Origin of the sequence: Bacillus sp. AFS055030, assembly GCF_002574545.1 — a bacterium.
In the GTDB taxonomy this organism is placed as follows: domain Bacteria; phylum Bacillota; class Bacilli; order Bacillales; family Bacillaceae_G; genus Gottfriedia.
This window is the reverse complement of the sequence record NZ_NUGT01000017.1, coordinates 76930-94470: the sequence shown is the minus strand read 5'-3', so window position 1 is coordinate 94470 and position 17541 is coordinate 76930. Positions and strand designations below refer to the sequence as shown.

17 protein-coding genes and 2 other annotated features are annotated in these 17541 nt (G+C 34.6%); of the genes, 1 reads left to right on the top strand and 16 read right to left on the bottom strand.

Annotated elements, in window-relative coordinates; genetic code table 11:
* Positions 1-265 precede the first annotated feature (265 nt).
* From panE to CN925_RS07065, 8 genes are all read right to left on the bottom strand, one after another.
* Positions 266-1213: a 2-dehydropantoate 2-reductase gene (gene panE, locus CN925_RS07100; RefSeq protein WP_098845558.1), complete on the bottom strand. Its 948-nt coding sequence runs from the start codon at positions 1211-1213 to the stop codon at positions 266-268.
* A 49-nt stretch (positions 1214-1262) separates the two neighbouring features.
* Entirely contained in the window at positions 1263-1910 is a 648-nt protein-coding gene (locus CN925_RS07095; RefSeq protein WP_098845557.1) for a response regulator, read from the bottom strand.
* A 13-nt stretch (positions 1911-1923) separates the two neighbouring features.
* Positions 1924-3042 (bottom strand): GAF domain-containing sensor histidine kinase, encoded by a 1119-nt coding sequence (locus tag CN925_RS07090; protein WP_098845556.1) that lies wholly within the window; start codon positions 3040-3042, stop codon positions 1924-1926.
* A complete protein-coding gene (locus CN925_RS07085) occupies positions 3043-3423 on the bottom strand; it encodes an SRPBCC family protein (RefSeq protein ID WP_098845696.1) in 381 nt (126 codons plus the stop codon).
* 89 nt (positions 3424-3512) lie between these two features.
* Positions 3513-4055: a GNAT family N-acetyltransferase gene (locus CN925_RS07080; RefSeq protein WP_098845555.1), complete on the bottom strand. Its 543-nt coding sequence runs from the start codon at positions 4053-4055 to the stop codon at positions 3513-3515.
* Positions 4056-4097: 42 nt separating this feature from the next.
* On the bottom strand, positions 4098-5084 hold the full coding sequence (locus CN925_RS07075) for a GNAT family N-acetyltransferase (RefSeq protein WP_098845554.1): 987 nt from the start codon (positions 5082-5084) through the stop codon (positions 4098-4100).
* A 163-nt stretch (positions 5085-5247) separates the two neighbouring features.
* Positions 5248-5616 carry a VOC family protein gene (locus tag CN925_RS07070; RefSeq protein WP_098845553.1) on the bottom strand — a complete coding sequence of 123 codons (369 nt, stop codon included), beginning with the start codon at positions 5614-5616 and terminating at the stop codon, positions 5248-5250.
* A 110-nt stretch (positions 5617-5726) separates the two neighbouring features.
* Positions 5727-7463 carry an aromatic amino acid hydroxylase gene (locus CN925_RS07065; RefSeq protein ID WP_098845552.1) on the bottom strand — a complete coding sequence of 579 codons (1737 nt, stop codon included), beginning with the start codon at positions 7461-7463 and terminating at the stop codon, positions 5727-5729.
* 370 nt (positions 7464-7833) lie between these two features.
* Positions 7834-8066 (bottom strand) — a binding site (T-box leader).
* Positions 8067-8112: 46 nt separating this feature from the next.
* Positions 8113-8341, bottom strand: a binding site (T-box leader).
* A gap of 560 nt (positions 8342-8901) precedes the next feature.
* Here CN925_RS07065 and CN925_RS07060 point away from each other — a divergent pair.
* Positions 8902-9468, top strand: a complete 567-nt coding sequence (locus CN925_RS07060; protein ID WP_098845551.1) for a biotin transporter BioY — start codon at positions 8902-8904, stop codon at positions 9466-9468.
* Between the two features lie 53 nt (positions 9469-9521).
* Here CN925_RS07060 and CN925_RS07055 read toward each other — a convergent pair whose 3' ends face one another.
* The 8 genes from CN925_RS07055 to CN925_RS07020 form a co-directional block, all read right to left on the bottom strand.
* Positions 9522-10031: a GDYXXLXY domain-containing protein gene (locus CN925_RS07055; RefSeq protein ID WP_180232884.1), complete on the bottom strand. Its 510-nt coding sequence runs from the start codon at positions 10029-10031 to the stop codon at positions 9522-9524.
* On the bottom strand, positions 10021-11283 hold the full coding sequence (locus tag CN925_RS07050) for a DUF2157 domain-containing protein (protein ID WP_098845549.1): 1263 nt from the start codon (positions 11281-11283) through the stop codon (positions 10021-10023). The genes CN925_RS07055 and CN925_RS07050 overlap by 11 nt, the downstream gene beginning before the upstream one ends.
* 228 nt (positions 11284-11511) lie before the next feature.
* Positions 11512-13041 (bottom strand): acyl-CoA carboxylase subunit beta, encoded by a 1530-nt coding sequence (locus CN925_RS07045; RefSeq protein ID WP_098845548.1) that lies wholly within the window; start codon positions 13039-13041, stop codon positions 11512-11514.
* A gap of 4 nt (positions 13042-13045) precedes the next feature.
* The gene (locus CN925_RS07040; RefSeq protein ID WP_098845547.1) at positions 13046-13822 is read right to left on the bottom strand and encodes an enoyl-CoA hydratase-related protein; all 777 of its coding nucleotides are present in this window, start codon (positions 13820-13822) and stop codon (positions 13046-13048) included.
* Positions 13823-14734: a hydroxymethylglutaryl-CoA lyase gene (locus tag CN925_RS07035; protein ID WP_098845546.1), complete on the bottom strand. Its 912-nt coding sequence runs from the start codon at positions 14732-14734 to the stop codon at positions 13823-13825.
* Positions 14735-14745: 11 nt separating this feature from the next.
* Positions 14746-14967: a biotin/lipoyl-containing protein gene (locus CN925_RS07030; protein WP_098845545.1), complete on the bottom strand. Its 222-nt coding sequence runs from the start codon at positions 14965-14967 to the stop codon at positions 14746-14748.
* An 11-nt stretch (positions 14968-14978) separates the two neighbouring features.
* Positions 14979-16319 carry an acetyl-CoA carboxylase biotin carboxylase subunit gene (locus CN925_RS07025; RefSeq protein WP_098845544.1) on the bottom strand — a complete coding sequence of 447 codons (1341 nt, stop codon included), beginning with the start codon at positions 16317-16319 and terminating at the stop codon, positions 14979-14981.
* Between the two features lie 11 nt (positions 16320-16330).
* A complete protein-coding gene (locus tag CN925_RS07020) occupies positions 16331-17476 on the bottom strand; it encodes an acyl-CoA dehydrogenase family protein (protein ID WP_098845543.1) in 1146 nt (381 codons plus the stop codon).
* Positions 17477-17541: the final 65 nt, after the last annotated feature.

The following is a 17541-nucleotide window of genomic DNA, read 5'->3' as shown; positions in this document are numbered from 1 at the left end:
CTCCTTTAATTTGTACTTTTAGTATAGTCAATTAATAAAGACCAAACTTCAGTCGTTTGATAGAACTTTTCTACACGTTTAGGAGTACATAAAAATAAAAAAATCTACAACCAAAGTTGTAGATTTTCAGAGTGTTAAAAATGAGCTTGTCAACTACGACAATTTTTTGGTTTATTCCACTAAAACCTGTCATGAGCAAGGAACTTTCTAATTTTCGCTGGTTTACTTCCTCAGTATGTAGAAAAAGTATTTAAAAACTGGATTTTCAGACTGATTTGATTTCTTGGTAACTTCGATCTTGATTCATTTTTTGATAGACTTTAATATTTTGATACACTAACTCAAGTAATTTAGCAGTTATATCCTTTCTTTTTGCAAGTTCTAGTAAATACCCTTGCAAGTGGTCACCCTCTACTAAGGAACCTTTTTCCATATCCCTTTGCAAAGAGGACTTCATATCATATCCAAGTGCATCGATTGATTTCATATGCTCGTCTACAATATTTTCAGAAATTGGTGCACCATGAGACCTCATAATATTAGCGCATTCCTCAAATAATTCACGGATTGTAGCTCTTCCACCTTCACTTTCTCTAATCGGGCCAATTGGAGCACGCATAAGAGACGTTACGCCAGACATTACAGTAATAAATAAATATTTATGCCACATATCACGTTCAATTTGCTTACTATAGACAAAGTCAGCTTTTGATCCACTAAATGCATCAGCAATTCTTTTAATACGGTCAGTTTCTTTGCTTAAGAATTCACCAAAAACAAGTCTAGCTGCTTTACTCGTTTGAGCAACTTCCCCAGCTTCATTCAAAGTTGTTTCAATAAAACATAAACCGCCTATAACCTTGTCTTCACCAAATGTCTGCTTTAAAGGATTTAGATGAGCAATACCATTCAAAAGAGGTATAATAACAGTTTGATCACCTACGAACGGTGATACATCCAAAATAGCGTTGCTTAAATGATATGACTTAGTCGAGAAAAGTACGATGTCAAAAATCTCGGCTGGACTCTTTGCTGTAATTAGTTTCGGTTGAAATGAAAAATCACCATTCACACTCCGAATGACTAAACCATTTTCCTCTAGCTGTTTTTTTCGATTAGCTCGTACTAAAAAGGTAACATCTTCTCCCTTTTCTACTAAACGTCCTCCAAAATAGCCGCCGATTCCTCCAGCTCCTACTACTAGAATTCGCATAACATTCTTCCTTTCTACTAAAAATTTAAAATCTTTAACTCGCTACGATTTATTTTAAAATCCCATTTCGTACTGCGTATAGCGCTAGTTGAGTTCGGTCTTGAAGCTGGGTTTTGGATAATATATTTGAAACATGGGTTTTTACAGTTTTTTCTGTAATGAATAAAGATGCTGCTATTTCTTTATTACTCTTTCCCCTCGTAATTTCCTTCAATACATCCATTTCTCTTTTCGTTAATTTATCTTTAAATGACTCATCATTCTTCGTTTCGGTCTTCCCAGTTAAAGCTGAAACTAATTGTGTCGTAACCTTCGAATGAAACTGCTTTTCCCCATCGTGTATCTTCCGGATTGCGGAAACGAGCTCATCTGGGTCACTATCCTTTAAATAATATCCGGCTGCACCCGCTTCAATAGCAGGCAAAATATGATCTTGATCATAAAAACTAGTTAATATCATTACTTTAACAGCTAATCCCTCTAATTTTATTCTTTTCGTTGCCTCAATCCCATCTAGAACCGGCATTGCTAAATCCATGATGACAATATCAGGTCTTAACTCTTTTACTAATCTTAATGCCTCTTCTCCGTTTGATGCTTCTCCAATAACCTCGATATCATCTTGTGTATTTAAGAAGAAAATAAGTCCCCTCCTAACTACATGATGATCATCAGCAATTAATATTTTAATAGACATATAACTCTCCTTCTTAAAAAGGGATACTCGTCGTAATTTTTGTTCCTTTATTTAAATCACTTTCAACTAAAAATGATCCTTTTATTGATTCCACTCTTTCCTTCATACTTTTCAAACCTAATGTAGGAATTTGTACATCCTTTGGGCATATAAAACCTACACCCAGATCAGAAATCGTCATTTTTGCTTTCTTTGTACTAATTGATAACTGTAAATAGACCGTATTTTGCCCTGAATGTTTTCTACAATTATTAAACGCTTCCTGGCCAACACGCCATAATGTTTCTTCTATTTTAGATGGTAATATCGTTGTTCCTTTTACATTACTAATTACTTTTAATCCTAGCATTTCTCCATAGTCAATTAATGCACTAACGATTCCTTTTTCAATACCTTGTGGTCTAAGCTGCCATATTAAGGCTTTCATTTCTGCTTGTGCTTCTTGGGCAATTTGTTGAATATGATTAAATGTTTCCTTTAACCTCGGGCTGTCGGATACATTTGCACCTGCTTTAGCATTTACATTAATCGAAAACAATAATTGACTAACAGAATCGTGTAGGTCCTTTGCAAGTCGATTTCTTTCTTGAATCAACTCAAACTCTTTTACCTTTTCAGTTAATTGAATTCGTTTAATTGCCGTTCCGATTTGCAACGCAACTGCACCTAGTAAATTCAATTCTTCTTGATCAAATTTTAATTTATTAGAAGCAGCAACATTTAATAAACCAAAAGATTCTTCACCTGCTTGCAGTGGTACGGTCGCATGATGAGTGACACCATTTGTTTCTCCCCAATTATGAATCATTGAGTCTTCTAACCTTTTACACTCCATGATGTTCGATGCTTTATTAAGCCTACCTGTATTATATTTATTAACACACCAACAATCTCCATTGCACATTGGCTTAACTTCTTTGTTCATAAGAGCCGGTGGCAATTCATATGAAGCGACTAATTCAAATTCCCCATTTTTATCAATTAAAAAAATCCATCCTGTATCTAGACCCGTAACTTGAACTAATTTGGCTAGGGCACAATTGAGGGTACTGTGTAGATCAGTACCCTCGTTCAATATTTCAGCAATTTCTTTTAATACTTGTAGCTCTAAAAGGAAAGATTCTTTTTTCATTTATGTTAATTCCTTCATTCGGCGATCAAGCTGTTCAAGCACCATCGGCCACGCTTGCTCATGTTGGTCTCTCGATAATTCATCTGGAAACCCTGCATGTGTTAATCTAATAACTGCTGCTCCACTTTCATTCGTTGAAAACTCAACAGTGACGACTGTCTCCGTTTTTGTTCCAGCAGTGAACCAAGTAATCTCAACAAGTTGATTATGCTCAAGTTTTAAAAAGCGGCCATAATGAGGATGGCGTTTATCTTCAAAATGCGTCTCAAAGAAAAATACAGAATTAACCTCTGCCTTCATAATTACCGAATCTGGTGCAGCAAACCAATCACCAAACCGTTTAGTCCAAGCTTCATACAACACATCTATCGAATTTTCCATTACTCGTTCCACTGTAAGACTATGTGGTCTACTCGATAAATCTGGATAACTAATAATATTCAATACTAATCCCTCCAAAAAATATATAGCTATTCGTTTTCATTAATAATAGCTAGCATTTGATGATCTTCCCACTTCCCGTTAATCCGTACATTTTTCTTGGCAATTCCCTCTTTATGGAAACCTGCCTTTTCTAATACTCTTATTGAACCGATGTTATGTGGCATTACACCTGCTTCAATACGATGTAATTTTAATTCGTTAAAAGCATAATCCACAACTAACTTTACAGCTTCAGTTGTATATCCTTTACCATTTTGTTGTTCATCTAAAGAATAACCGACAAAACAACTTTGTAAATCTCCTCTTAAAACTTCTGATAGCATCATAAAACCTATAAAAGCATTTGTTTCCTTTAAAAAGATACCAAAGCCATAATACAGATCATTGTCACTTTTCTCTTTATATGACCTAATGCGATCCTGCTGAGCTTTCAAAGTATAGAAACTCTCGTCTTTTATATATGTAAAAGGTTTAAAAAACTCTCTATTTCGAACTTCGTATGATAAAAAATCCTCTGCATCTGCCACATCTAAATGTCTTAAATATATATGATTACCAACTAATTTCATTTTTTTCCTACACTCCCTAATTCCCCTACTTTCCCTGACCCATCAAACGCCTGTTGCCCAAATTATTCTCGGATCGATCTTACGGACAAGTCGATAAGCGATTGGTTTAAAACCATTTTTTGGCCAGAATCTCGAGGACTCTAAATTCGTTATTCTCCAATCTGTTTCGCAAAGTTTATAACCTTCTTTATCAGCAGAAGTAAGCCCATGCTGCAATAATGCCGTACTAATTCCCATTTTGCGAGAAGACTCGACCGTTGCTCCTACTACTAAACTAATGCAAGATTCAGGTGTTAATAAATTCTCATCGGATGTTGCAGCTGATTCAAATACTTGAAAACCTACAATTTCATTTTGATAAAGAGCTAACCATAACGTCGCGGCTTCATCATTAATAATTTCTGCGTAACCTTCCTGATAATCTTCTCTTTCTTCAATGAAACCTGGGGCAAAAACTGGTGACTTCGCTTGGTGTTCCATGATCACAGTTGCCAATTCACGTATTCTTCTTTCATCTTCACTAGTAGCCTTTCGAATCTGTATATCTTTAAATATTCGATCCGAAGAAACTGACAAATCACGTATTCCATGAACCTGCTCATAGGCAAATCCTAAATGAAGCCAAGCATCTAAAGTTGATTTATTCCCACTTGGTACCATTACATAATGATAAAACGAACCAAGCTCTACCATTTTCTTGGCAAACTCTGTATATAATTCACGATATAATTCGGCATCTCTACTATCTACTATAGCCATCCCTGCATACTTAATCCAAGTATGACGTTCTCGATTTTTATCTGTCTGAATTGACCCAATTATATACCCAACTAAACCAGAATCATCCACCGCTGCAATACCAAAACTATTCTTTTCATTAAAAAGTGCCTCAATAGCTTTTTTAGTATATGTAGCCTCTTCAAATTTTGATGGCAATTCAGGGTTTATACGACGGTCATACTTATGACGGATAGCCAAAAGACTAGCCGCTTCATCTAAGTGTTTATTTCCGAATGTGACAAATTTCATCGTACACCTCCCGACCATTAAATAAAAATTACTTATTTAATTAGTTTCAATAAAAAGAGCTTTACTTCCTGCTTATAGAAGATATTGATGTTTCTAGTAATACTTTCAACAATCCCTTAAAAATAATAGCCACCGTCAATTAACAGTGGCTAGTAAATAATGCTTAATGAAATTCTAAAAACTCGACTCGATTCCCAAACGGATCATTCACAAAAAAACGCGTTCGACCCTCTATTGGTGGTTCCTCTTTGATTTCAAAATCGAGTTGAAGAAGTTGCTCTCTTAATACCTCTATGTTTGTAACAATTAAGCCTGGATGAGCTTTTTTAGGTGCTATAAAATCTTCTTGAATACTAATATGAATTTCTTGATTGCCGCAAATAAACCAACATCCGCCTCTGCCTTTTAAATTATCAGGCTTTGGCAATTCTTTCATACCTAAAATTTCATGATAAAATTTTCTAGCCTCGTCCTCTCCACCCTTTGGACAAACTAATTGAATATGATCAATTCCTTTTATTTCAAATCCCATTTCTAACACCACTCTCATTATGAAAAGTTTATACCTTTAGATTACCAGAACGAATAAATAAGAAAAGCATTACATTATAGAAGTAACGCTTTTCCTAATATTCTTACATATTAAACTAACTTTAAGCCATTTGTAATAAGATTCTTTAAAGAATCCTCTTTTCTTAATGCTTCCAATTCAGCCTTTAACGGCTCAACAAGTTGCTCTAATTTTGGATTAACTGTTGCAATTTCAAGTAATTCTAATCGTAATAACCAATCGCTTTGGTGTTCACGATTAAGCTCTTCATGTACAGCAATCAATTTAGAAATACAGTCATCACAGAATGTATTTTTTTCTCTAATTACTCTAACTTCTTTATATAATTTTTCTAATTCAGTTAATGGGGCTGGTGTTTCCATTACGAACTCTACTTCTTTAATTGAATCACTAAAGTAAGAAGTCGGGTCAGCTGCACCAGGGTATGCTGATACAACTCGAGAACCAACTGCCATATCAAAAGTTCCCCATTCTTTTTTGAATAACTCTTTTCCTTCGTAAGTAACAGTGCAGTCTTCAAATGAGATTAATGCTACTTTGTCTCCATTTTTAATGATATTCACAACTCTCCCGGAAGCGCTTACATTGCTTGAGAATTCTAAATCAACAAAGTTTCCTACGACAATACCTAAATTTTTAAGTGCAACATCATCACATTCTTCTAATTCAATATTTCCTTTTAGAAGTCCAATTGGTGTACCAAATCCTTTAGCATGATAGTCTTTTCCGTGACCTTCTAATTGCTTATTGTTTATTGAAAGTGCTGTTTCACCAGTTGTGTTTACGTAAATTGCTTCACCGTTTTCGTCTTTTAAAATTGCATGAACAACACCCGTTACACTTAATCCAGAATTTAATTCAAATGTAGCAACGCTTTTCGATTTAAGTGCTTTATCTAAGCTTTCTGTACCGCCTACACGGAATGCCATCGTGCTTGCTAATTCTTCTGCACCTTGCATTAACTCTTCGAAATCTTTGCATACGAATAATTGCGCTTGCATTTCAGTAATATTTTTCGGATGTAATGTAGCAGCTTCAATAGAAAAAGGTAGTCTTTCAACTGCATCTGTAAAGCAATGTGTACTTTCACCTACTGATGATAATAATCCAGCACCGTAAATTTTTGGATTATCTAATTCACCAATTAGGCCATACTCAACTGTTCTCCAGAATACACGTGAAATTTTTTCAGCTTCAGAAATGCCAACTATTGCTTTTTGTCTTTCTTCAACTAATTTTTGTGCAGCAGCTTTTTCTTCTGGTGTTGATTTTGGATCTTCCATTACAATCGTTAAATTTCTAACTGCTTCAAATAATTCTTGTTTTTCTTTTGTAGCAAATGCCTTTGCACCAATTGAACCAATCTTTTGTACGTATTCCCTAAATACAGGGTCAAAAAGAATAGGCGCGTGTCCTGCAGCCTCATGAATAATATCTGGAGCAGGTGTATATTCTATATTCGTGATTTGTCTAATTTCAGTTGCGATTGGCAAAATACCATTTGCTAAAAGTTCAAAAAATGCAGCACCTGGAATTAATCCATTAACGATTCCTGCGCCCCAACCAATTTTTGAAAGGCACTCGTTCATTTCAGCTACATTTGGAATTTTTTCCGTTTCAATTCCTGACATCTTTAGTCCATCGACAAATGCAGAATGTGCTCTATCTTTTAATGCATGATGATTTTGTCTCATTACATAGCGCCATACAGCATGATCAATTGGCGTGTAAAGATCATAATTTTGCTCAGATAAGTATTGCTTCAAATGAGGTGGTATTACTTTTGTTTCAAAAGCTGCTTCTTTCATGTCATCAATTCCCCTTTTTAAAAATTATTTCACTTAAAAATCTATTACTCTACTTTCTTAAAAATACCCGTTCTATCTATATCTTGCTAAAAGCTTTTTTTGAGCATTTTTAAGCAAGTTTCCATCATTAAACCATTTCTACTTTTCTCCAATTTACTCCTTCTTTCTACAAAATCTTTTTTTATTCGGTATATAGTCGTAATCAACCAAACACATCACTCCTTTCAAATCCAAAATGTGGAAGGCGTTGACACCATAAAATACAGGGTTTTCTCTGATTTCATTTTTTCACCACTCTTGTAGCTTATTCCGTTCCATCAACACATGCATCCACGATTTTTTACATAAAAAAAATCCCTACTGTTTATACAGTAGGGACGAACGTTAAACTCGTGGTACCACCCTAGTTATTAATAAATTTTACTAAAACTTACCAATATCTTCATTTCATAACGGCTCTTCACCGTCTTCCCCTCACTATTCGTTTCGAAGAAGATGCTCATGGATTGTAATTCATAAAGTTTTATGTACTGATTTGCACCAACCATCAGCTCTCTGTTACAGGGAAAACTTTACTACTTTTGCTCCAATCATTGCTTATCTTATTTAATTATTATTTTTAAAATAAAAAAGTCCCTACTGTTTGCACAGTAGGGACGAAATAGTCTATTCGCGGTACCACCCTAAATTATTAGTATGAAAAATAATACTAATATCTTCATTTCATAACGGCTCTTCACCGTCTTCCCCTCACCATTCGTTTCGAGGAAGATGCTCTAGGATCGTAATTCATGTGTTCTATGTACTGGTTTGCAGCAACCACCAGCTCTCTGATACAGGGAAAACTCCACTACTAAAATTCCTATCATTGCTTTTCGCGATTCAATTAATACATACTTTATTCCTATTTTTTGTAAATGTCAACACTTTTTAACTATTGTTTTTTTTACACTTTTTATTATTTTAATAAAATAATAATCATTGTCTTTAAATAATTTCGATTGAAAAAACCCCATTACCTTAAAAACTAATTTAGGAATTAATTATCTTAATTTATAGATAAGCAATCTATTTAATCACTCTCTCTTAACCTTCTAAACAATGATTTAACAATTAATATTTAGAGTTAATGGTTCCTCTACTAGAGCTTAAACCCGTTAAAAATTATATTAATAAAATTTATTATAAACATTCTTAAAAACTTTTCTAATAAATATTTCTTTTCTCATTTTGATATTCCTTACGAGATTCTTTTTAATTTTAAATATTCTTATGTAATTTTACGTTTTTCTTTTGCCATATTTTCACTTCACATCTTCATCATTAAATTATTTAGAATTTGTACATATTGACAATCTTCTTATATAAAATATAATTAATTTATAATATGTTAACTTACAAACAAAATAAGTTAACATAAAGAGAGGGAGATATTGTAATGCAACAAGAAAGATTAAAAATGCTTATTAATTCAGCTTTATTTGCAGCAATTATTGGTATTCTATCTCAAGTATCTATTCCTTTGCCTTTTTCTCCTGTACCCATCACAGGTCAAACATTAGCAATTGGCTTAGCGGCTACGATTTTAGGTAAAAAGTACGGAACAATCTCGTTACTTCTTTATTTAGCACTTGGCGCAGTCGGAATTCCGGTGTTTGCAGGTGGTGCTGCGGGGTTTGGTGTACTTGTCGGTACGACTGGTGGTTATTTAATTGGTTTTATTCCAACAGTTTTCATCATCGCTTACTTTATTGAAAAAACTAAGTTCACGGTCTTAAATGCAATGATTGCAAATACAATCGGAATGTTTGTTACATTAATTTTTGGTACTGTGTGGTTAAAAATTGCAGCTACTTTAAGCTGGCACGATGCAATGACTTTCGGATTTTATCCTTTCATTATACTTGGATTCGTTAAAGCATATGTAGCATCTGCATTAGGTGTAGTGATTGGAAGACGTTTAGCAAAGGCTAATTTATTAAAACGTGATGAAATTTCAGCGTAATACAAAAAGAGCTCATTTTTAGATATGGGCTCTTTTTTTGTTAAAGGATTATTTTATTGAACTTCAACAGCTTTAACGACTGATCGATCTCCTTTATGTTGGATGGTCACAATATACTTAGTTCCACCTTGATTGTATTTGTCCATTTGGCCCTCAGGAATGTAAAAACGACTTAGATTATGGTTGATTCGTATTTCTTCTTTTTCTGCTTCATCATAATATGTGTATTGAATTGTTGCTTTAATGTATTTTGAATGATTTGGGCGATGGTTTGTTACATAATCTAACTGGTAAAGATCATTTTGACCCTTTTTAAAAATAATATAAACCTTTTCCCCTTCTTTTGGTTTAGCTTTACCTTTCCAATCCTTCATCGTTATTGAATCAAAATCATAGGACAAAGCTGCATAATGACCTAATAAAGGTTCAACTGGATCCATACTTTGTGACTTTATTTTAAACGTATCGGCTGATTGCTTAAAGTACATAATGTTTCCAAGTAAAGCTAGTAATAATATAAATTGAATGATTGAAAGCAAAAGTAATTTCTTCTTATTTTGCATGTTCATCACCTCTTGCTTTTTTCGATTGGGTATAGACAAAATATAAAACGACTGCAAGGATAATAAACACGATTGATTTACTTATAAATGAAATAGCAAATCCTGTATAAATTCCGATTACGAGTGAGGCAAATGTGATGAAACCAATAATAATACTTCCTTTTTCCTGGCCCGATACGCCTTTAAATAAACGGATACATGAATAAGCAAATAGTATTAAGATGCCTACGATCATATTGGCTAATTGATCTTGTACCCCTAATATAGGTAGTACGAATATAAATAAGAAGATCCAAAGATAATTATGAAATGATTTATTGTCCTTCCATTTCTTGTACACAGTATAGATTGCTAGTAAAAGCATTAATAAAATAATCGTATCGAACAGTGGGACCGCAACTGGTTTTAAAAATCCATGTGTAAATTCCTTTTGTAACTCGTGAACTGCCTCATATGATTCCCCAAATAATGAAGTGAAAAATGTGAATAACCATATAAATACAGTAAATACAGGTAAAAGAACATAATTAATAACCCCACGTTCATGTAAATACCAAAGAATAAACACTACTAGAATAATTGGCATCATATATTGGCGATCTGAAATTGTCTGGAAAAACATAACGATTATATAACCTAGAAATGTATAATTAAAGCTAGCATTCCAACGACTCTTCATTATTTTTAAGAAGTAAATTGAACAAAGTAGTAATGGAATTTGGAGAAGATATACATGTGCAGTTTCTATTCCTGCACTATAGCTCAAACTAAAAAATCCGATTCCTAGGAAAAGATAATAGAACATATTATGCTTTAACACATAGTAGTAGAGGAACGAAAGCATTGTCCAAGTGATCAAAAATACCGGACTGTCACTAGCAAATTGATACATTTGCACAATTAACACAAATGCACATGCGTACCCAATTACATTTATAAAGTTTAAACAATGCCCAAACAATTCTTTACCCTTTTGATAACTTATAAATGCAACTGTGTGGAAAACTAATAGTGTTACAAAAATAATGACTAATCTCATGGTTTGGCTAAATTCATTCCAGTTACTGCCCACAAGCGCTAATATTGAAAATGCAACAAGTAAAGCAATTAAAAATGGTACAATCTCTCCTAAAAATGATTGCTTCTCAGCTTTAGCCCGATGCCTTTCATACTCAAGTATACGATTTAATGAAGCTTCATCTAGTAAGTCTTGTTTGTGCCATTCTTTTAGCTTCTGTTCTAATTTACTCATCTAATCCCCCCTTTTAGTAGCAGTTTATAAAAACTACTCCTATTACTATTATAATTTCTTAATAAAACATAAATTACCTCTAAATCTAAAATATTATGGAAATATGTTTAATCAAACGTTTGTTTAAATCATAAGATTTCCCACTAAGGTCAGATTAAATAAAAAAGTGTAGAGAAATAGTTTCTCTACACTCTGACAGCCCCTACAATAGGACCATTTCATTATCATTTAAACAGGATAAACACCATGCTTTTTCGTAGCAGGAGTTTCATAAGATTCTGAGTAATAAGCAAAACGCTTAATTAGCTCTGTACGTAGCTCTTCTGGTTGAATGACTACATCTACTACTAGCTCAGATGCTAAGCGGTAAATATCGATATCTTCAGCATACTCTTTACGTTTTTCTTGGATAAAGGCCGCTTGTTCTTCTTTTGGTAAGCTTGCAATTTTCTTTGCATATACTGCGTTAACTGCTGCTTCAGGACCCATTACCGCGATCTGTGCAGATGGGAATGCAATTACACAGTCTGTTTCAAATGCAGGGCCTGCCATTGCGTATAGTCCAGCACCGTATGCTTTACGAACGATTACAGAGATTTTAGGAACAGATGCATTACTCATGCTATATAGCATTTTCGCACCGTGGCGGATAATTCCTGCACGCTCTACTTTTGTACCAATCATGAAACCAGGTACATCCATTAAGAATAATAAAGGAATATGGTAAGCATCACATAAATTAATAAATTTAGCTGCTTTATCCGCTGAATCGTGGAATAATACGCCACCTTTAACTCTCGGTTGGTTAGCGATAATTCCTACACTACGTCCATCTAATCTAGCAAAACCAGTCACTAGTTCAGGTGCAAATAGCTTTTTAATTTCAAAGAATGAATCTTCATCAACTACTCGATCAATGAATTCATAAATAGAAAATGGAACGTTTTGATTGCTTGGAATAATCTCTGCTAAAGACTTCTCCTTTTGAACAGGATTTTTAGCCTCAACAACAGGAGCTCCTTGCTTGAAATTAGTTGGTAAGTAAGATAAATAATCTTTTAACTTAGCAATTGCTTCTTCTTCTGTCTCACATAATACATCTCCGCAGCCTGAAACTGAACAGTGCATTCTAGCTCCACCCATTTCTTCGAGTGTAACTTTTTCACCAATTACCATTTCAGCCATACGAGGTGAACCTAAGTACATTGAAGAATTACCTTCAACCATGAATACAGAATCACAGAATGCAGGAATATAAGCTCCACCTGCAGCAGAAGGACCAAATAATAAGCAGATTTGAGGTACTTGACCTGATAGTTTAATTTGGTTATGGAATATACGTCCAGCACCACGTCTACCTGGGAACATAAATACTTGATCCGTAATACGTGCTCCTGCAGAGTCTACTAAATAAATTAAAGGTACAAGCATTTTTAAACATGTTTCTTGAATACGGATGATCTTTTCTACTGTTTTTTCGCCCCATGAACCTGCTTTTACAGTTGAATCATTTGCCATCACACATACAGTACGGCCATCAATTTTACCGATTCCTGTTACGATGCCATCTGCTGGAAATTCGTCATTCATACAGTTCGCAAAGAAACCATCTTCCACGAAACTGTCTTTATCTAAAAGTTGATTAATTCTTTCCCTTGCAAAGAGCTTACCAATTTTGGCATTGCTCTCATGATATTTTTCTTTCCCACCAGAAAGTATTTGTTCTTTTCGAGCTTGATATGTTGCTTCGTTTGACATGCAATTACTCTCCTTTATATTGCGGCTTACGCTTTTCTTGAAATGCTACTAAACCTTCCATACGGTCATTTGTGTGCAGTAAAGTTTCATATTCATAAGTTTCTAATCTTAGTCCTAAATCTAAAGGAAGATCGAAACCGCGTTGAATTGCCTTTTTTGCTGCACGGATTGCAAGAGGACCTTTGCTTGCGATCGTTTCGCATAGTTCAAGCGCCTTATTTTGTAATTCATCTATTTCAACAACATGTTCTAGAATCCCATAGCCTTCAGCCTCATGTGCATTTAAACGTTTGCCGGTAAAGATTAGTTCTTTCGCTCTTCCAAGTCCAATTAAGCGTGGTAGTCTTTGTGTACCACCAGCACCTGGAATAATCGCTAGAGATGTTTCTGGTAAACCGACGATTGCTTCTTTATGAGCAATTCTTAAATCACATGCTAAAGCAAGTTCAAGTCCCCCACCTAGGGCAACTCCATTGATTGCTGCTATTGTTGGCATAGGTAATCTTTCAACTTTTTCAAAAAGTGTCCCGATTTTTTCAACAGTTTCTCGAGCCTCACTCTCAGTCATGCCTCTTCTTTCTTTTAAATCAGCACCACTACAGAAATAAGAAGATCCACTACCAGTAAATATGACAGCACGTACAGATGATTTCTTTAACTCATCCATTTGGCCATGTAGAGCATCTAGTAACTCACGTGATAATGAATTAGCTGCATTTGTACGATTTAATGTAAGAATTCTAATATGACCGATATCACTTACTAATAAACTTGATTCCATTTAAATACTCTCCTTTGAACCATTCCATACGGAAAATAGCTTACTAACTGGTGTTAAGTTCATTTGTTCAGAGATATAAGATGTAGCTTGATGCAGTTTCTTTTCATCCACATTCGTTGTAATCCCTAAATTATGGAGTAATGAAACAACATCTTCAGTAGCTACATTACCACTTGCTCCTGGTGCATATGGACAACCACCTAATCCACCATTTGATGAATCAAATTTTTCAATTCCAAATAGTAAAGAAGTATATAGGTTTGCAATAGCACGACCATATGTATCATGGAAGTGCATTGCAATTCGATTAACTGGCACTTCTTTAACTAGATTTTCTAAAAATTGATTTACTTGAAGCGGATTAGCAATTCCGATTGTGTCTCCTAAGGAAATTTCATCTACTCCACAATCAAGTAATTGGTTTGCAAGTTTGATCACCTTCATTTGGTCTACAGGCCCCTCATATGGGCAACCAAATACAGTTGAAATATATGCTCTAGTAGTCTTTTTATTATCTTTACATTCTGAAATCATTGAGCGAATATCGTTCATTGAATGCTCGATACTCGCGTTCTTGTTTTTTAAATTATGTGTTTCGCTAGCAGATACAAAAAAATTAATTTCATCTGCATCTACTTCTAATGCACTCATTAATCCTCTTTTATTAGGCACAAGAGCTGCATAAGTAACCCCATCTTTTTTCTTAAGCTTTGTAAATAGATCTACTGAGTCACTTAATTGAGGAATCCAGTCTGGTCTCACAAACGAAGAAACTTCAATATAAGTCAAACCACTCTTTACTAATAAATCGATCCACTCAAGCTTCTTGTCAGTTGAAACAAACTGTTTTTCATTTTGCAAGCCATCACGTGGACCTACTTCTCTTATAAAAGCCGATTGAGGTAGCTTCATCACAATAACTCCTAACCTAGTTTTTCAACTTGAATTAAAGTGTCGCCCTCGTTTATAAAATCGCCTTCGTTAACGAACACATTTACGACTTTACATTTATAAGGAGCAGCATGAGGAATTTCCATTTTCATAGATTCTAAGATTACATAATCTTGATCACTACTAAGTTCATCCCCCACAGATACAAGACATTTCCATACGCTTCCAGCCATCATTGCAGTTAAGTTTTCCATATCTAATTACCTCATTTCACTTTTTGATATTCATTAATAAAGCTCGTTGTATAATCGCCTTCTTGGAATGCATTCGTTGATAGAATATCAATCAAAAACGGCACATTTGTTTTAATACCTTCAATTTCTATTTTTTTAAGATAATTGTGCAGTTGAATTACTGCTTCTTTTCTTGTATTAGCCGTAACAATCACTTTCGCTAATAGTGGATCATAAAACGGTGATACAACCCATCCATCATAAAGATGCGTATCAATACGTACACCAATTTCCTCCGGGAAGTTACAGTGTTGAACTGTTCCTGGCGATGGGAAGAAAGTTTTAGGATCCTCAGCATATACCCTTACTTCAATCGAATGACCATTCATTTCTACATGAGTTGGACGAATTGGTAGTGTTTCACCGAATGTGATACGGAACTGCCATTCAACAAGATCAATTCCTGTAATTCCTTCTGTTACACCGTGCTCAACTTGTAATCTAGTATTCATTTCTAAGAAATAAATATTTTCTTTTTCATCAACTAAAAATTCAATTGTTCCTACGTTTACATATTTTATCTGATTAGCAATCGTAAGAGCATATTCTTCAAGTTTCTTTCTACCTTGTGGAGAAAGGAATGGTGATGGTGCTTCCTCAACAACTTTTTGGTTTCTTCTTTGAATTGAGCAATCTCTTTCAAATAGGAAAACAGCATTGCCATGGGAATCCGCAGCGATTTGCGCTTCAATATGTCTCGGTTTAATAATCGCTTTTTCGATGAATACATCATCATTTGCAAAAAATTGAAGAGCTCTCGTTTGCGTTGTTAAAAATTCTTTATCTAGCTGTGCTTCGTTTTCGATTAACTTCATACCAATACCGCCGCCACCACTAGAAGCTTTTAACATAACAGGATAGCCTATTTGTTCTGCGATTTCTCTTGCTTCTTCAACTGATTGAATTGGGTGAGAATTCCCTTTAATTAATGGAATGTTTAATTGTTCCATTATTTGTCTAGCCCTAATTTTTTCACCCATCATTTCTAAATGCTCTGGCTTAGGACCTACAAATAAAATGCCCGCTTCTTTACATTTTCTAGCAAAATCACTATTTTCAGATAAGAAGCCATACCCTGGATGAATTGCTGTTACATTATTTTCTTTTGCAATTTTTATAATTAAATCTGCGTTTAAATACGTATCTTTTGTATGATTCCCTTTTAAAGAAAAAGCTTCATCACTTAACTTAACATGCAAACTTTCTTTATCAGCATCTGAATAAACTGCTACAGTTTGATAACGAAGCTTTTTACATGTTTCAATAATTCTACATGCGATTTCCCCGCGGTTTGCAATAAGTATTTTGATCATATTCTCTCTCCTTATCGGCATCCTAATTGACGTGCAATTACTATTCGTTGAATTTCTGATGTACCTTCACCAATTTCAAGTAACTTAGCATCACGCACTAAACGCTCAATGCCATACTCTTTCATGTAACCATATCCACCATGAATTTGTAATGATTCATTCGCAATTTTGGAAGCGATTTCAGATGCGTATAACTTAGCGAATGCCGCTTCTTTCGTAAACGGTTTTCCATTGTCTTTTAACCACGCAGCTTTGTGCACCATATTTCTTGCTAACTCAATTCCCATAGCCATATCAGCTAATTTAAATTGAATAGCTTGGAAACTAGATAAAGGTTGTTTAAATTGTTTACGTTCTTTTGCATATGCTAACGCTTTGTCAAAAGCCTTTTGTGCAATCCCTACAGCAAGTGCTGCAATTGAAATTCTACCACCATCTAATGTATATAAGAATTGGCCAAAACCTTTATCAGGATTGCCAAGAATATTTTCTTTTGGAACACGTACGCCATCTAATACAATTTGAGTCGTATTAGATGCACGAACACCCATCTTGTCATAAGGATCTGTGATTGTTAATCCTTTTGAGTCTGTTGGTACGATAAACGCACAAATATTTTTCTTTCCTTTTTCATCAATAGAAGTATAAGCAGTTACAATAATTGTGTTAGAATATTGAGCATTTGTAATCCAGCATTTTTCACCAGTAATCACATACTCATCACCATCTAAAACTGCTTTTGTTTGTGTTCCACCAGCATCAGAACCCGCATTTGGCTCAGTTAAACCGAAAGCTCCAAGCGTTTTTCCTTGCGCCATAGGAACTAAGTATTTTTGCTTTTGTTCTTCTGTACCAAAATAATAAATTGGAGAAGCGCCTAATGAACAAGTTGCAGCAAAGCTTAAACCTGTTCCTCCACATGCACGCCCGATTTCCTCTACAGCTAAAGCATAACTAATTGTATCGCCACCGCTACCGCCGTATTCTTCAGGGAACGGAATTCCTAATAAACCTAACTCACCCATTTTTTTGAACGTTTCAATTGGGAATTTGCTATCACGATCAAGTTCCTCTGCAAAAGGCTCAATTTCCTTCGCCGCGAAATCTCGTACCATTTCTTGAATCATTTGCTGTTCTTTAGATAATAAAAAATCCATGTGTTAGTCACTCTCCTTTTAATATTTAGGTACGTTTAAAAAAACGTAAGAATGCCTCCAACTGC

Excerpts from the sequence above, each read along its gene's own strand:
- panE (WP_098845558.1), bottom strand. The coding sequence starts at position 1,213 with ATGCGAATTCTAGTAGTAGGAGCTGGAGGAATCGGCGGCTATTTTGGA.
- CN925_RS07095 (WP_098845557.1), bottom strand. The coding sequence starts at position 1,910 with ATGTCTATTAAAATATTAATTGCTGATGATCATCATGTAGTTAGGAGG.
- CN925_RS07090 (WP_098845556.1), bottom strand. The coding sequence starts at position 3,042 with ATGAAAAAAGAATCTTTCCTTTTAGAGCTACAAGTATTAAAAGAAATT.
- CN925_RS07085 (WP_098845696.1), bottom strand. The coding sequence starts at position 3,423 with ATGGAAAATTCGATAGATGTGTTGTATGAAGCTTGGACTAAACGGTTT.
- CN925_RS07080 (WP_098845555.1), bottom strand. The coding sequence starts at position 4,055 with ATGAAATTAGTTGGTAATCATATATATTTAAGACATTTAGATGTGGCA.
- CN925_RS07075 (WP_098845554.1), bottom strand. The coding sequence starts at position 5,084 with ATGAAATTTGTCACATTCGGAAATAAACACTTAGATGAAGCGGCTAGT.
- CN925_RS07070 (WP_098845553.1), bottom strand. The coding sequence starts at position 5,616 with ATGGGATTTGAAATAAAAGGAATTGATCATATTCAATTAGTTTGTCCA.
- CN925_RS07065 (WP_098845552.1), bottom strand. The coding sequence starts at position 7,463 with ATGAAAGAAGCAGCTTTTGAAACAAAAGTAATACCACCTCATTTGAAG.
- CN925_RS07060 (WP_098845551.1), top strand. The coding sequence starts at position 8,902 with ATGCAACAAGAAAGATTAAAAATGCTTATTAATTCAGCTTTATTTGCA.
- CN925_RS07055 (WP_180232884.1), bottom strand. The coding sequence starts at position 10,031 with ATGCAAAATAAGAAGAAATTACTTTTGCTTTCAATCATTCAATTTATA.
- CN925_RS07050 (WP_098845549.1), bottom strand. The coding sequence starts at position 11,283 with ATGAGTAAATTAGAACAGAAGCTAAAAGAATGGCACAAACAAGACTTA.
- CN925_RS07045 (WP_098845548.1), bottom strand. The coding sequence starts at position 13,041 with ATGTCAAACGAAGCAACATATCAAGCTCGAAAAGAACAAATACTTTCT.
- CN925_RS07040 (WP_098845547.1), bottom strand. The coding sequence starts at position 13,822 with ATGGAATCAAGTTTATTAGTAAGTGATATCGGTCATATTAGAATTCTT.
- CN925_RS07035 (WP_098845546.1), bottom strand. The coding sequence starts at position 14,734 with ATGAAGCTACCTCAATCGGCTTTTATAAGAGAAGTAGGTCCACGTGAT.
- CN925_RS07030 (WP_098845545.1), bottom strand. The coding sequence starts at position 14,967 with ATGGAAAACTTAACTGCAATGATGGCTGGAAGCGTATGGAAATGTCTT.
- CN925_RS07025 (WP_098845544.1), bottom strand. The coding sequence starts at position 16,319 with ATGATCAAAATACTTATTGCAAACCGCGGGGAAATCGCATGTAGAATT.
- CN925_RS07020 (WP_098845543.1), bottom strand. The coding sequence starts at position 17,476 with ATGGATTTTTTATTATCTAAAGAACAGCAAATGATTCAAGAAATGGTA.